13 protein-coding genes and 1 pseudogene are annotated in these 12,745 nt (G+C 71.1%); 7 read left to right on the top strand and 7 right to left on the bottom strand.

Features of this window, described 5'->3' with window-relative positions:
• Nucleotides 1-119 precede the first annotated feature (119 nt).
• The 3 genes from OV079_RS12975 (at nucleotide 120) to thrC (ending at nucleotide 2,637) form a co-directional block, all read left to right on the top strand.
• Nucleotides 120-515: a hypothetical protein gene (locus OV079_RS12975; RefSeq protein ID WP_267768655.1), complete on the top strand. Its 396-nt coding sequence runs from the start codon at nucleotides 120-122 to the stop codon at nucleotides 513-515.
• A gap of 56 nt (nucleotides 516-571) precedes the next feature.
• Nucleotides 572-895, top strand: a complete 324-nt coding sequence (locus OV079_RS12970) for a YbjQ family protein (RefSeq protein WP_420829517.1) — start codon at nucleotides 572-574, stop codon at nucleotides 893-895.
• 383 nt (nucleotides 896-1,278) lie between these two features.
• Nucleotides 1,279-2,637 (top strand): threonine synthase, encoded by a 1,359-nt coding sequence (gene thrC, locus OV079_RS12965; protein ID WP_267768652.1) that lies wholly within the window; start codon nucleotides 1,279-1,281, stop codon nucleotides 2,635-2,637.
• Nucleotides 2,638-2,966: 329 nt separating this feature from the next.
• Here the strand turns inward: thrC and OV079_RS12960 are convergent, their stop codons facing one another.
• Complete coding sequence (locus OV079_RS12960; RefSeq protein WP_267768650.1) at nucleotides 2,967-3,257, bottom strand: polyhydroxyalkanoic acid system family protein; 291 nt, start codon at nucleotides 3,255-3,257, stop codon at nucleotides 2,967-2,969.
• Nucleotides 3,258-3,482: 225 nt separating this feature from the next.
• On the opposite strand from OV079_RS12960, the gene OV079_RS12955 reads away from it, so the two are divergent.
• Nucleotides 3,483-4,349, top strand: coding sequence for a penicillin-binding transpeptidase domain-containing protein (locus OV079_RS12955; protein ID WP_267768649.1), 867 nt, complete (start codon nucleotides 3,483-3,485; stop codon nucleotides 4,347-4,349).
• A gap of 359 nt (nucleotides 4,350-4,708) precedes the next feature.
• Here OV079_RS12955 and OV079_RS12950 read toward each other — a convergent pair whose 3' ends face one another.
• The 3 genes from OV079_RS12950 to hxsA4 are packed head-to-tail and all read right to left on the bottom strand — an operon-like array spanning nucleotide 4,709 to nucleotide 6,903.
• Nucleotides 4,709-5,590 carry a hypothetical protein gene (locus tag OV079_RS12950; RefSeq protein WP_267768648.1) on the bottom strand — a complete coding sequence of 294 codons (882 nt, stop codon included), beginning with the start codon at nucleotides 5,588-5,590 and terminating at the stop codon, nucleotides 4,709-4,711.
• Between the two features lie 28 nt (nucleotides 5,591-5,618).
• Entirely contained in the window at nucleotides 5,619-6,671 is a 1,053-nt protein-coding gene (hxsC4, locus tag OV079_RS12945; protein WP_267768645.1) for a radical SAM protein HxsC4, read from the bottom strand.
• A complete protein-coding gene (gene hxsA4, locus OV079_RS12940) occupies nucleotides 6,640-6,903 on the bottom strand; it encodes a His-Xaa-Ser repeat protein HxsA4 (protein WP_100792712.1) in 264 nt (87 codons plus the stop codon). The genes hxsC4 and hxsA4 overlap by 32 nt, the downstream gene beginning before the upstream one ends.
• Before the next feature lie 169 nt (nucleotides 6,904-7,072).
• Between hxsA4 and OV079_RS12935 the strand changes: the two genes are divergently transcribed.
• Nucleotides 7,073-7,996 carry a hypothetical protein gene (locus tag OV079_RS12935; RefSeq protein ID WP_267768644.1) on the top strand — a complete coding sequence of 308 codons (924 nt, stop codon included), beginning with the start codon at nucleotides 7,073-7,075 and terminating at the stop codon, nucleotides 7,994-7,996.
• A gap of 216 nt (nucleotides 7,997-8,212) precedes the next feature.
• Here the strand turns inward: OV079_RS12935 and OV079_RS12930 are convergent, their stop codons facing one another.
• Nucleotides 8,213-8,581, bottom strand: coding sequence for a hypothetical protein (locus OV079_RS12930; protein WP_267768643.1), 369 nt, complete (start codon nucleotides 8,579-8,581; stop codon nucleotides 8,213-8,215).
• On the opposite strand from OV079_RS12930, the pseudogene OV079_RS57770 reads away from it, so the two are divergent.
• Nucleotides 8,499-8,684 (top strand): annotated as a pseudogene (locus OV079_RS57770) (OmpA family protein); the annotation flags it as partial. The gene OV079_RS12930 and the pseudogene OV079_RS57770 sit on opposite strands and share 83 nt — an antisense overlap.
• On the opposite strand, the gene OV079_RS12925 reads toward OV079_RS57770, so the two are convergent.
• Entirely contained in the window at nucleotides 8,684-8,854 is a 171-nt protein-coding gene (locus OV079_RS12925) for a hypothetical protein (RefSeq protein WP_267768640.1), read from the bottom strand. The pseudogene OV079_RS57770 and the gene OV079_RS12925 sit on opposite strands and share 1 nt — an antisense overlap.
• A gap of 99 nt (nucleotides 8,855-8,953) precedes the next feature.
• Here OV079_RS12925 and OV079_RS12920 point away from each other — a divergent pair, with 99 nt between their 5' ends.
• Nucleotides 8,954-9,340 carry an AgmX/PglI C-terminal domain-containing protein gene (locus OV079_RS12920; RefSeq protein ID WP_267768638.1) on the top strand — a complete coding sequence of 129 codons (387 nt, stop codon included), beginning with the start codon at nucleotides 8,954-8,956 and terminating at the stop codon, nucleotides 9,338-9,340.
• Nucleotides 9,341-9,485: 145 nt separating this feature from the next.
• Here the strand turns inward: OV079_RS12920 and OV079_RS12915 are convergent, their stop codons facing one another.
• A complete protein-coding gene (locus OV079_RS12915; protein WP_267768636.1) occupies nucleotides 9,486-12,743 on the bottom strand; it encodes an error-prone DNA polymerase in 3,258 nt (1,085 codons plus the stop codon).
• Nucleotides 12,744-12,745: the final 2 nt, after the last annotated feature.

The raw sequence follows: 12,745 nt of genomic DNA, 5'->3' as shown, positions 1-12,745 counted from the left end.
ATGTAAGCCGCGCGATCGCAAGCGTAAAGTCGCGGCCCACGTTCTGGCGGAAGAGACAGGGTGCAAGGGACATGTCTATAGGCGTCTTCGGATGGCTCCCTGTATCCTCGGGCCCCGTCATGGCCGACGATCCCGAGGCGCGAAGGGTGTCCGAGCTGCTCGACCGGATCACGCGCGGCGAGCTCGGCGAGGCCGAGGCCGAGGAGCTCGAGCTGTACGCGCAGCACGAGCCGGAGCTGCAGGCGGTGATCGCGGCGCGGAAGCGGCAGGCGGCGCTGGGCGGCGGCTGGCTGGCGCGGGTCGAGGCGGATCACCGCATCGCGCGCGCCGAGCGGTCGCCGCGGGTGCTGCTGGAGCGCGGGCTCGGCGGGCTGCTGGTGGCGCTCGGCTGGCTGACGTGGGCCGGGGCGCCGGCGCTCGGCCCGGGGATGGTCGTGGTCGGCCTCGGCCTGCTCGTGTACTCGTGGATCCGCGTGAACCACCGCCAGGACCCCTACAAGGACATTCAGCGATGACCAGCACCCCCGCCGTCCTCCACGCCGCCGACCTCGCGCACCGCCGGGCCGGCGAGATGCTCGTGACCACCACCGAGACAGTCGCGGGGTTCCGCGTCGTTCGCGTGCTCGGGCTGGTCCGCGGCAACACGGTCCGCACCCGCAACCTCGGGCAGGACTTCCTGGCCGGGCTGCGCAACATCGTCGGCGGCGAGGTGACGCAGTACACTGCCATGCTGTCGCAGAGCCGCGAGCAGGCGCTCGACCGCATGCGCGCGGAGGCCCTGGCGCTCGGCGCGAACGCGATCATCGCCATGCGCCTGACGACGTCGACGGTGATGGCGGGCGCGGCCGAGATCCTGGCCTACGGGACGGCGGTCGTCCTCGCGCCCGAGGAGTGAGCGCTCGACATGGTTATCCGGGCATGTGCCGAGAGCCATGTGCGTTCGAACAGGGTTTCCGAGACATGGTCCTCAAAACATGCTCGGAAGTGCATGGCGCAGAGAGCATGGTCATCGCACCATGCCCGAATGGACATGGAAGGCATGAATGTCTCGATGGACATGCCTTTCTGAACATGATCTGAAGGGCATGCTGCGCAGGCGGTCGCGGCGGCGCCGGCCGGGCCGAACCGTCCTCACCTCGCTGGATGGATCGCCGCGGCGATCGCCGCGCCCGGCCGAGCGACGCGCGGCGCTCGTGTAGCCGATGCGGCCGCGGTCCAGACACGGCGGCGCGCAATCCCGGCGCGGCCCGGCGCGCGGAGTTGTGGCATGCTGCGGGCGTGACTTACGCCGCCTGGTTCCAGTGCTTTCGCGGGTGTCCCGGCCGATTCGGGCTCACCGAGGTGATCTATCGCTGCCCGCAGTGCCACGGCCTGCTCGAGGTGCAGCACGATCACGCGGCGCTGCGCTCGCGCTCGCCGGCGGCGTGGATGCGGCTGTTCGACGAGCGCTACGGACGGACGCAGTGGCCGTTCGGCAGCGGGGTGTGGTCGAAGCTCGAGTGGGTGCTGCCGCGGATCGAGCCGGGCAACGTGGTGTCGCTGTTCGAGGGCAACTCGAACATGCTGTGGGCCGAGCGCTTCGGCAAGTCGATCGGGCTCGACGACCTCTGGGTGAAGCAGTGCGGGATCAGCCACACCGGCTCGTTCAAGGACCTGGGCATGACGGTGCTGGTGTCGGCGGTGAAGCAGGCGATCGCCGAGGGCCGGCCGATCCGCGCGGTGGCGTGCGCGTCGACGGGGGACACTTCGGCGGCGCTGGCGGCCTACGGAGCGGCGGCGGGGATCCCGGTGGTCGTGCTGCTGCCGGCCGGCAAGATCAGCGCGGCCCAGCTGATCCAACCGGTCGCCAACGGGGCGATCGTGTGCAGCCTCGACACCGACTTCGACGGCTGCATGCGCGTGGTCCAGCGCCTCACCGAGGACCCGAGCATCTACCTCGCCAACTCGATGAACTCGCTGCGCGTCGAGGGCCAGAAGACGGTGGCGCTCGAGATCGTGCAACAGTTCGACTGGCAGGTGCCGGACTGGGTGCTGATCCCGGGCGGCAACCTCGGCAACGTGTCGGCGCTGGCCAAGGGGTTCGAGATGATGCTCGACCTCGGGGTGATCGCAAGGCTGCCCCGCATCGTGTGCTGCCAGGCGCAGCACGCGGACCCGCTGTACCTGGCGTTCGCGCGCGCGCAGGCGGAGGGCCGGCCGCTGCGGGAAGAGGACTACGCGCCGCAGCAGGCCCGCACGACGCTGGCGTCGGCGATCCAGATCGGGGCGCCGGTGTCGCTGCCGAAGGCCGTGCGCGCGCTGCAGCGCTGCGACGGGCTGGTCGAGGAGGCCAACGAGGCCGAGCTCGCCGACGCGGCCGCGCTCGCCGATCGCTCGGGGATGTTCAACTGCCCGCACACGGGCGTGGCCCTGGCGTGCCTGCTGAAGCTGGCGAAGCGCGGGGTGATCGGCCGGCGCGAGCGAGTGATCGTGATCTCGACCGCGCACGGGCTCAAGTTCACCGAGATCAAGGCCCGCTACCACGAGGGCAAGCTCGAGTTCCCCAGCACGTACGCGAACCAGCCGGTGCCGATGGGCAGCGAGCCCGAGGAAGTGGTGGCGGCCCTTCACCGCGTGCTCGACGCGCGGGCGGGGTAGCGGCGACTGCGATCGTTCATGTCGGAGTGATCGCACGAAGGGGCCGATGTCCGTCGGGGTCGCCGGCAGCGAGCCCGAAGAGATGCGCTGTCTTGCGACTTGTTCGCGCGCAGGCGGTCCGCTGCGGCTGAGACCGCGGTCTGCACGCTTGCGTAGGAAACCTGTCCTTTGGGACAGATGACGGCCGGCTGGCGCAGCGCCGAGTCGCGCTTGCGGGCCGAGCGCGCGCCTTCTGCATCTTCCCGTCGGCACGACTGGGAGTACGTAGACGAGGTCGCGCGATGACTGCCGCGGATCTCGGTCTGTCCTTCAGGACTTGCAGCGCCTGCTCAGCCGACGAGCTTGTCGAGCTCTTCCTTGACGCGATCCTCGACGCGACCCTTGAAGGCCCGCAGGAGCAACGGGAGAGCGACCTGGACGCGCACGTGCGACTCCTCGACGCTGATCGTGCCGGCCGTGCCGCGGGCAGGGCCCTGTGGGGCGTTGAACGCGAGGTCGTCGCCCTTCCATTGCCAGCGGATGTCGAACTTGGCTTCGAGGCGCCTGGCGAGGGCTTCGGTGCGCTCGCGCGCCGTGGCCTTGCCGAGCGGGTTCGCGCGACGGATGTCGATCTGGGCCATGACTCTACCTCCGGACCACAGAGCAGGATGAACGGAGCACCGCGGCCTGTCCAGGCGAGGGCGGAGATGCAGATGTCCGAAGGGACAGATGCATCTCGTGGCGACGCATGCCGATGCGTTGCGAGCGTGGATGCGGTGTTGGTGCTCGTCGCCCAGGGCCTGGAGCGACGGTGTGCCGCTGCGCGGGCTCGGGAATGCGCGGCCGGGTTCGCGCGTCGTGCGGGTGTGCGCGCCTGGCTCTCCATCGTCCCGATCCTGCTCTTCGCCTGTGCGAGGCCGACGCCCGCGGCCACACCGCCGATCGCGGCGGCGCCGAGCAGCCCGGCGCCTCCGGTGGTGGAGCGCGTCGACGCCTCGGCGCAGCCGCTGTTCGCGGCGGCGCAGGTCGAGGGGGTGTTCGTGATGCGCTCGCTGACGACGGGCGAGCAGATCGTGACCGACGCGGCGCTCGCGGGGGTCGGCGAGCTGCCGGCGTCGACGTTCAAGATCCCGAACGCGCTCATCGGCCTCGAGCGCGGGGTGCTCGCAGGGGCCGACGCGACGCTGAAGTGGGACGGCGCCCGGCGCGGGGGTTCGCCCGAGTGGGACCGCGATCACGACCTGGGGTCGGCGCTGCGCGACTCGGCGGTGTGGTTCTTTCAGGAGGTCGCCCGCAGGATCGGGGCGGAGGCGATGCGGGCGTCGCTGATCGCGTTCGCCTACGGCAACGCGGACATCGGCGGCGGCATCGACCGCTTCTGGCTGCAGGGGGCGCTGCGGATCTCGCCGCGCGAGCAGGTCGAGTTCATGAGCCGACTGCACCGCCGCGCGCTGCCGGTGGCGCGTGAACACATGGCGCTGGTCGAGCACATGCTGACGCGCGCGCAGGCTCCCGGGTGGTCGTGGCGCGGCAAGACGGGGCTCACCGCGCACGAGGGGCGCGCAGTGGGCTGGCTGGTCGGGCTGGTCGAACGCCGCGGCACGACGTGGGCGTACGCGCTGATGCTGCGAGCGCCGGAGGCCGAGGCGGAGCGGCTGATGCCTGTGCGCGTCGAGCTGGCGCGGGCGCTGCTCGTCCGCTACGGGGCGCTGCCCGCGGAGGCGGGGCGCTGAAGGCTGCGGGGTGCGGCCTGAGGCGAGGTGCACTTTGGGACAGGTCATTCGGGGCGCGTCGTCTCCCCGAACATGTACATCGAGACAGGTGGATAGGAGCTTCGGGACATCCTCGGTCCCCAAGAAACTGGGGCACGGTCACACCGATGCGCCGAGGTGTGCTCGGGGACAGGTGCCGCACCCTCACGAGGCTCGCGCGGGGCGAGTGAGGGGGAACGCCGGGCAGGTGTCACGACGTCTCTCGAGCATGTACATCGAGACAGGTTGAGCTCCAGGTCGTGCTCACGACGAGGGGGCTGCGGTCGAGGGTCCTGAGGCCGTCGCGCCGAGATGTCCTCGGGGACAGGCGGACACCGCCCTCACGAGGCTCGCGCGGGGCGTGTGATGCGGAACGACGGGCAGGTGTCGGCGTCGTTCCACAGCCAGGTGTGCGGGCCGGCGGCGGACTCGCGGAGGCGGTCGTCGACGGCCCGCCACAGTTGCTCGAGGTTCGCGGGCAGGAGGCAGGTCGGGGCGAATTGCGCCGGGTCGGCGAGGTCGCGCCAGATCTGCTGGCAGTAGGCGAGCAGGTCGTTCTCGTAGAAGCGGACCAGCGGGGCCGACACGAGCGGGCCGTGGTGCCAGCGGCGCAGGCCGCCCGCGAGCGCGCGGCCGAGGTCCAGGAGGAGCGGGCGCGGGACCAGGTGCGTGAGCAGCAGGTGCTTGCTCAGGTCGTGCTGCACGCCGAAGAAGTGGTAGTCGCGGCCGGCTCGCACGCGCCGCGGCTCGGGCAGGCGCAGGCGAGACGCGGCGGCCAGGGCGGCGTAGTAGGCGCCGGTGCCGAGGGCGAGCGGGAGCTCGCCGCGGAGGTTGCCTTCGAGCCATGTCCGTTTATTCATGGCCGAAGAGGCAGCCTGGTAGTAGCGCGGCCGCGGGCCGAGAGCGGGGGCCCGCGCGATCAGGCTCGCCGGCGCGGGGGCGCCGTCGACGACGCCGCGCGCGTCCCAGGTGAAGCCGAGCCGACGCAGGTAGGCGCGCACGGCCGCGTGGCCGCCGAGGACGTCGACGCGGCCGACCACGGCTGCGTGGGCAGGGGCGTCGTGGCCGGGGAAGCGGAGCAGGAGGCCGTGGTCGTCACAGGCGAGCGTGGGGGCGACGCCGAAGCGCCGGCGATAGGCGGCGAGGAAGGGGCGGAGCAGGGCGGCCTCGGCGTCGGGACCCGCCGGCTCGGGCAGCGGCGCGGTGGCGACGTCGAGGAGCATGCGCGGCCTTCAGGGCGGCGAGCGAGCGTCAGGGCACCGGGACGAACTCGTCCCAACCGTAGCGGCGGAGGTAGTTGCCCCACACGCCCTCGCACACGCGATCGTAGCGGCAGCCGGCGCACTCGGGCCGCTTGTGGCGGGCGCTGTCGTCGAGGTCGGCGCGGCGCACGGCGACGAGGCCACCGTCCGGGCCGGAGCGGCGCTCGGCCAGGCGCTCGGCAGGGATGAGGTCGGTGTGGACGGCCACCGGCGGCTCGAAGTGCACGTAGTCCTCGACGTAGCCGCGGTTGTGATCGGGCAGCCGGGTGGTGGTGCACAGCGGGATGTCGACGAAGAACGCCTGAGCCTGCCGCTCGCGCGCGGACGCCTGCTGCAAGAAGGCCTCGGCGGCCGCGGCGATCTCGGTGTAGGTCGGGAACAGCTGGTCGAAGAAGGTGTTGGCCCGGCCGTTCGCCTGCATGACGTTGAACACGACCTGGTCGACGCCGCGCTCGCGCAGGAACACGTAGATGTCGTGGAGGTGGGGCAGGTTGCGCTTGGTGACGACGGTGCTGGTGTGCAGCGCGACGCCGTGGCGCTTGTAACGGGCGATGGTGGCGATGCCGCCCACCGTCTGCTCGAAGCTGCCGGGCGTGCGGGTGAGGCCGTCGTGCAGCTTGGCGGTGTGGCCGTGGATGCTGACGTAGACCTTGTTGAGCCCGGCGGACAGCAGCAGGCGCGCGTAGCGGTCATAGCTGAGTGCGCGACCGTTGGTCATCATGCTGATCTGGCGCGCACCTGCCTCTTTGGCCATCTTCACCCAGACGGGCAGCCGCTGGTTGGTGGTCGGCTCGCCGGAGGTGAAGCACACCTCCTCGAAGGCGTCGTGCTGGCCGAGGATCCAGCGCACCGTCTCGTCGGTGGTGGCGGAGTTGACGACGTAGCGGCCGTCGCGGTCCTCCTCCATGCAAAAGATGCAATTGTTGTTGCACACCGCACCGGTCAGGATATGCACCCGCGGCGCCTTGCCGGCGATCCGCGCCTCGATCGCGCCGCCGGTCGGCGGGCGCTCACCAGGAGCCGTGGGAGCCGTGGGATCCATGCGAGCCGTGCGAGCCGTGCGAGCCGTGTGAGCCGTGCGAGCCGTGAGAGCCGTGCGACGCGTGACCTGGATCGCCGGGCGCGAAGGTGGCTGCGGCGACGAGGTCGCCGCTCGGTACGCCCGTCTCGGCGTACTCCAGCGCCTTGTCCGAGATCTCACGATGCTCGGGCCCAAGCACGGCGCTGGCCTTCTTGCGAAATGAGACGAGCTCGTCAGGATCAGGGGCGGCCATGGCTGCACCATAACCGAACCTCCGCGCGCGTCCGCAGCACGAACCAGTGAGCTCGCGCGGGGCCGGTGCGAAGCGGCGGTAGCACCAGCCGAACGGCTCCAGAAGCGGCATTGCCGACAACTTGACACCGGGCGGGCCCCGCTCGTAGCGTCCCAGAAAGGTTCTTCGCATGCAGATTCGGGCACTCTCCCTCGTGCTGTTGGTCGCCGCGGCCTCGACGTCCGGCTGCAGCGACGACTTCGAGTTCCCCAACAGCTCCGGCAAGCCGACCGCGCCGGACGCCTCGAGCACGACGACGACGACGACGGGTGAGACGCCGGTGACGTCCACGCAAGGGACGACGGCCGTGGACACGACCACCGGCGATCCCACGGAGACGCCGACGACCTCGACGACCGACCCGTCGGGCGGCGGCATGTGCAACATCTACGACCAGGACTGTCCCGGCGACCAGAAGTGCACGGCGTACGCGAGCCCCAACACGTTCATCCCCGAGGGCATCAAGTGCGTGCCCGTGCCGGACGACCCGAAGGCCCCCAATGAGCCGTGCAGCGTCGGCGCCGAGGGCCTCGGCGACGACAACTGTGCGCTCGGCACGGTCTGCCTCGACCTCGACTACGACGGCAGCGGCTTCTGCCTGCCGTACTGCACCGGGGACTCGCAGAACCCGGTGTGCGAGGGCAGCGACACCACCTGCGTGAAGCTGTTCTTCGGCTACGACTTCGGCAACTGCTTCAAGCAGTGCGACCCGCTGCTGCAGAACTGCGCCGACGGCGAGGGCTGCTACATGGACGCGATCAAGGTCGGCGGCACCGGCTTCGTGTGCCTGCCGGTCGTGCAGGGCGGGGCGGAGGCGACCTTCCAGGACACGTGCATCGGCTGGTCCTCGTGCGCGCCGGGCTTCGCCTGCATCTACGACTCGCTCGTGCCCGACTGCAGCTTCTCGTATTGTTGCTCGCCGTGGTGCGATCTGTCCGAGGGCGACGGGCCGTGCCAGGAGCTGAGCGACAAGATGTCGTGCATCGCGTGGTACCCCGAGGATCAGGCGCCGCCGGGGTTCGAAAACGTCGGTGTCTGCGGGATCCCGGAGTAGCGGTCCCCCGGACGATTTCGGGCGGGCCGCGCGCAATTACGCTGTGAAATCAGCGTTTGGGCCTGGAAAAGCCGAGAAGACCGCCAAATTCGAGGTTTGTGCGCGATCGTTGGCGAAGTGGCGTGAGTCGGTAAAGCTGCCGTAAACTCACCGCCCGGGCCGTCCCGGCGGTGTATCAAAGCCGCCGGGGGCCACTGCGGCCCCCACGGAGGAGACTCAGATGCCAATGTCTCGGACAACTTCCCTCACCCTGCCGATGCTGCTCGCGTTGTTCGCGTCGCAGCTCGCCGCCTGCGCGCCGACCGTGTTCGACGACGCGACGGCGCTGGCCGTAGTCGGGGACCCGCCGCCGTTGCCGGCGCCGCCGCCGCCGCCACCACCGCCCGAGCCCGAGCCGGAGCCGCCCAAGCGCGTGGTGGTCGAGGACAACAAGATCTCGATCGGCGAGAAGATCCAGTTCGACCTCGACAAGGCGACGATCCGCCCCGAGTCGGACGGCCTGATGGCCGAGATCATCTCGGTCATCAAGGAGAACCCGCACATCAAGAAGATCGCCATCGAGGGCCACACCTCGAGCGAGGGCACCGACAAGCACAACCTCAAGCTGTCGGACGCGCGCGCCAAGGCGGTGATGGAATATCTCGTGAAGAAGGGCGAGCTGCCCAAGGAGATGTTCACGGCCAAGGGCTACGGCGAGACGCGCCTCATCGCCGACGAGTCGACGGAGGAGGGCAAGGAGAAGAACCGCCGCGTCGAGTTCAACATCGTCGAGCAGGACGTGACGAAGAAGAAGGTCGAGATCGATCCGAAGACCGGCCAGAAGAAGGTCGTCGAGGAGTCGACGTCGACCGTCGCCAACCCGTCGCCCGAGACGCCGGCCGAGGTGGCGCCGCTGCGCCCGCGCCCGAGCCCGCCGCCGACCCGGCCAAGGCCGCCAAGTAGAAGGGAGCCACGACCATGCGCACTTCCACGATCCTCTGCTCCCTGTTCGTCGCCGCGATGGCGACCGCCTGCTCCGGCGTCAAGCGCGACGCCGAGACCTACCGCGCCGACACGCGCTCGCTGCTCGAGACCAAGAACAGCCAGGTCAAGGCCTGCTACGACCAGGCCCTCGTCGACGACCAGAACGTCAGCGGCGAGGTCCTGGTCCGCTTCAAGGTCGAGAAGAAGACCGGCCGGCTGTACGACGTCGCCGTCGACCCCGCCGGCACGCAGGCCCCCGAGTCGCTGCAGCAGTGCATCGTCCGCGCCGTCGACGGCCTGGTGCTCGACCCGGTCGACCGCCGCGAGGGCGTCGCCTCGTACAAGTACACGTTCAAGGCCAACCCGCCGGTCCAGCTCTGAGCTGAGCCGAGGGTGAGGTGCGGCCGTCGGGGTTCGCCCCGGCGGCCGCGTTCGCGAGCGGACGGGGTATGGATGTCCTTCAGGGCATGCTCGGATAGGCATGTACTTCAGGGAATGTCCATGAGGACATGTCTGAAAGTACACCTCATCCGAGCGCGCTGCGGGGGTCCCACAGGGTGTCGGCGATCAGGTGCAGCACGCCTTGCTCGCGCTGCAGGCGGCCGCTGACGCCGAGGATCTGGGCGGTGCGGCCGATCAGGCCGTAGCGCTCGTAGACGCTGGCCCAGACGATCACGCTGAGCATGCCGGTCTCGTCTTCGAGGGTGTAGAAGGTGACGCCCCCGGCGGTGGGCGGGCGCTGGCGGCAGGTGACCGCGCCGACGTAGTCGATCGGGGTGCCGCCGGGCAGGCGGGCGACGGCGGCGGCGCCCTCGATGCCGAGGCGGCGCAGGGCCGGGCGCCACTCCGACAGCGGGTGGCCGCGGGTGCTGTGGTGGGTGCGGCGGTAGTCCCAGAGGACCGCCTCGCCGGCGGTCAGCGGGGTGAACAGCGTCTGCTGGGCGGGCGGAGGGGCCGCCTCGGGCAGCGCGAGGGCGTCGCCGCGGGCGGCTGCGAGGCCGCGGACGCGCCAGATCGCGGCCCGACGGTCGAGGCCGAAGCCGATCAGCGCGCCGGCCTCGGCGAGGGCGTGCAGGGCGGGGGCCGAGAGGCGGGTGCGGCGGGCGAACTCGTCGAGGCTGGTGTAAGGGGGCGGTGCGCCCGCGAGCGCGGCGCGATCGAGCACGCCGAGGCCCTTGACGTAGCGCAGGCCCATGCGGAGGGCGACCTTCGAGCTGTCCTCAGGGTCATGTTCCAAGGTGCAGTCCCAGGCGCTCTGGCGGACGTCGATCGGGCGCACCTCGATGCCGTGGCGCTGGGCGTCGGCGACCAGCGTGGAGGGGTGGTAGAAGCCCATCGGCTGGGCGTTGAGCAGCGCGCAGGTGAAGGCGGCGGGGTAGTGGCGGCGCAGCCACGCGGTGGCGTAGGCGATCAGGGCGAACGAGGCGGCGTGGCTCTCGGGGAAGCCGTACTCGCCGAAGCCGCGGATCTGGGCGAACACCCGCTCGGCGAAGGCGCGGTCGATGCCCTTGTTGGCCATGCGCTCGACGATCCGGTCGTGGTGCGGCTCGATGCGCCCGGGGCTGCGCCAGGCGGCCATGTCGCGGCGTAGCTGGTCGGCCTCGCCGGGGGTGTAGTCGGCGGCGAGCATGGCGAGGCGCATGACCTGCTCCTGGAACAGCGGCACGCCGAGGGTCTTGGCGAGCACGCGCTCGAGGCTGGGGTGCGGGTAGACGGTCGGCTCCTCATTGTTGCGGCGGCGCAGGTAGGGGTGGACCATGTCGCCCTGGATCGGGCCGGGGCGGACGATGGCGACCTCGATGACGAGGTCGTAGAAGGTCTTCGGCCGCAGGCGCGGCAGCATCGCCATCTGCGCGCGGCTCTCGATCTGGAACACGCCGACGGTGTCGGCCGCGCACAGCATGTCGTAGGTCGCGGGGTCCTCGGCGGGGATGGTGGCCATCGACAGCTCGCGGCCGTGGTGCACGCGGATGAGCTCGAGGGCGCGGCGGACCTGCGCCAGCGCGCCGAGGCCGAGCAGGTCGACCTTGAACAGGCCGAGGTCCTCGACGTCGTTCTTGTCCCACTGCACGATCGTGCGGCCGACCATCGCCGCCGGCTCGATCGGGCACAACGTGTCCACCGGGTCATGTCCCAAGAGGAAGCCGCCGGGGTGGGTGGCGGCGTGGCGGGGGAAGTCGAGGATCTCGCGCGAGAGGCGGAGCAGGTGGCCGTGGAGCGGGATGTCGGGGTCGACGCCGGCGGAATTGAGCATGGCGACGTCGAACTCGGAGCTCCAGGCGCTCTGCAGCTTGGCGGCGCGGTCGAGCAGGTCGGGCGCGGCGCCGAGGGCCTTGCCGACGTCGCGGATCGCCGAGCGCGGGCGGTAGCGGATGAAGGTCGCGACCATGGCGGCGTTGCGCCGGCCGTAGCGCTGATAGACGTGCTGGATGACCTCCTCGCGCCGCTCGTGCTCGATGTCGAGGTCGATGTCGGGCGGCTCGGCGCGCTCGCGGCTGATGAAGCGCTCGAACAGCAGGTCCATGCGCACGGGGTCGATCGCGGTGATGCCGAGGCAGAAGCAGACGGCCGAATTGGCGGCGCTGCCGCGGCCCTGGCACAAGATCTGCTGCGAGCGGCAGAACTGCACCAGCTCCCACATGGTCAGGAAGTAGCCGCCGTAGTCGAGCTCGTCGATGAGGGCGAGCTCGCGGTCGAGCTGGGCGGCCACGGCCGGCGGGACATCGCCGCGGTAGCGCTCGCGGGCGCCGCGGAAGGTCAGCTCGCGCAGCCAGGCCGAGCCGGAGGTGCCGTCGGGCAGCTCGCCGCCGGGGTAGCGGTAGCGCAGCTCGGCGAGCGAGAAGGTGCAGCGCTCGGCGACCTCGAGCGTGCGCGCGAGCGCGGCCGGGTCGTCGCGGAACAGCGCGGCCAGCTGGGCCGGCGACTTGAGGTCGTGCTCGGCGTTGGCCCGCAGCTGCGCGCCGGCCTGGGCGAGGCTGATGTTGCGGCGGATGCAGGTCAGGACGTCCTGCAGCGGGCGGCGGGCGGCGTCGTGGTAGAGCACCTCGGTGCCGGCGACGACCGGGACGTCGAGCAGCTCGGCGGCGGCGCGCAGGCGGGCCTCGAGCGGGGCCTCGGCGGCCTCGCGGTGGCGGGCGACGAGGGCGTAGAGGCGGCCGGCGAACGACTCGCGCAGGGCCGGCAGCATGTCGGGGTCGAGCGCGAGGGCCACGAGCTCGCGGCCGTGCTCGGGCAGGTCGGCGAGGCGGACCCGGCTGTGTCCCTTGGGACAGGACATGCGCCCGCGCGACAGCAGGCGGCACAGGTCGGCGTAGGCGGCCCGGGTCGGCGCGAGCAGCAGGAGCGGGCGCCCGGGCGGCGGGGCGACGGGGCGGGGCTGCTGAGCCGGCCGGCCGCGGCGGTCCTGCTTCGGCGGGCTGGTGGCGGGGCGCTTTGCGGCTGGTTGCTTGGACATGCTCGATGGAGCATGTCCTTTCGGATATGCTTCATGGGGCATGTCGGATAGGACATGCTCTTCTGGATCGTCGGGCGGGGCCTCGGGGGCGACGCCGAGGAGGTCGTCGGGATCGCCGATGGTGACCTGGGCGCCGGTGATCACGGGGAGGCCGAGCTTCTGCGCGGCGACGTGGGCGCGCACGAGGCCGTAGACGCCGTCGCGGTCGGTCAGCGCGAGGGCCTGGAGGCCGTGGGCGTGGGCGGCGTTCACCAGCTCGTCGGGGTGCGAGGCGCCCTCGAGGAAGGAGAAGTTGCTCTTGACCCACAGAGCGGCGGCGCGGACGGTCATCG

Origin of the sequence: Nannocystis pusilla (assembly GCF_026626665.1) — a bacterium.
Lineage (GTDB): Bacteria > Myxococcota_A > Polyangia > Nannocystales > Nannocystaceae > Nannocystis > Nannocystis pusilla.
This window is presented reverse-complemented; position numbering and strand designations above follow the sequence as displayed.

Bases quoted from the DNA above. Each gene is read 5' to 3' on its own strand.
- OV079_RS12975 (WP_267768655.1), top strand. From the start codon at position 120: ATGGCCGACGATCCCGAGGCGCGAAGGGTGTCCGAGCTGCTCGACCGG.
- OV079_RS12970 (WP_420829517.1), top strand. From the start codon at position 572: ATGCTCGTGACCACCACCGAGACAGTCGCGGGGTTCCGCGTCGTTCGC.
- OV079_RS12960 (WP_267768650.1), bottom strand. From the start codon at position 3,257: ATGGCCCAGATCGACATCCGTCGCGCGAACCCGCTCGGCAAGGCCACG.
- OV079_RS12950 (WP_267768648.1), bottom strand. From the start codon at position 5,590: ATGCTCCTCGACGTCGCCACCGCGCCGCTGCCCGAGCCGGCGGGTCCC.
- hxsC4 (WP_267768645.1), bottom strand. From the start codon at position 6,671: ATGGATCCCACGGCTCCCACGGCTCCTGGTGAGCGCCCGCCGACCGGC.
- hxsA4 (WP_100792712.1), bottom strand. From the start codon at position 6,903: ATGGCCGCCCCTGATCCTGACGAGCTCGTCTCATTTCGCAAGAAGGCC.
- OV079_RS12935 (WP_267768644.1), top strand. From the start codon at position 7,073: ATGCAGATTCGGGCACTCTCCCTCGTGCTGTTGGTCGCCGCGGCCTCG.
- OV079_RS12920 (WP_267768638.1), top strand. From the start codon at position 8,954: ATGCGCACTTCCACGATCCTCTGCTCCCTGTTCGTCGCCGCGATGGCG.
- OV079_RS12915 (WP_267768636.1), bottom strand. From the start codon at position 12,743: ATGACCGTCCGCGCCGCCGCTCTGTGGGTCAAGAGCAACTTCTCCTTC.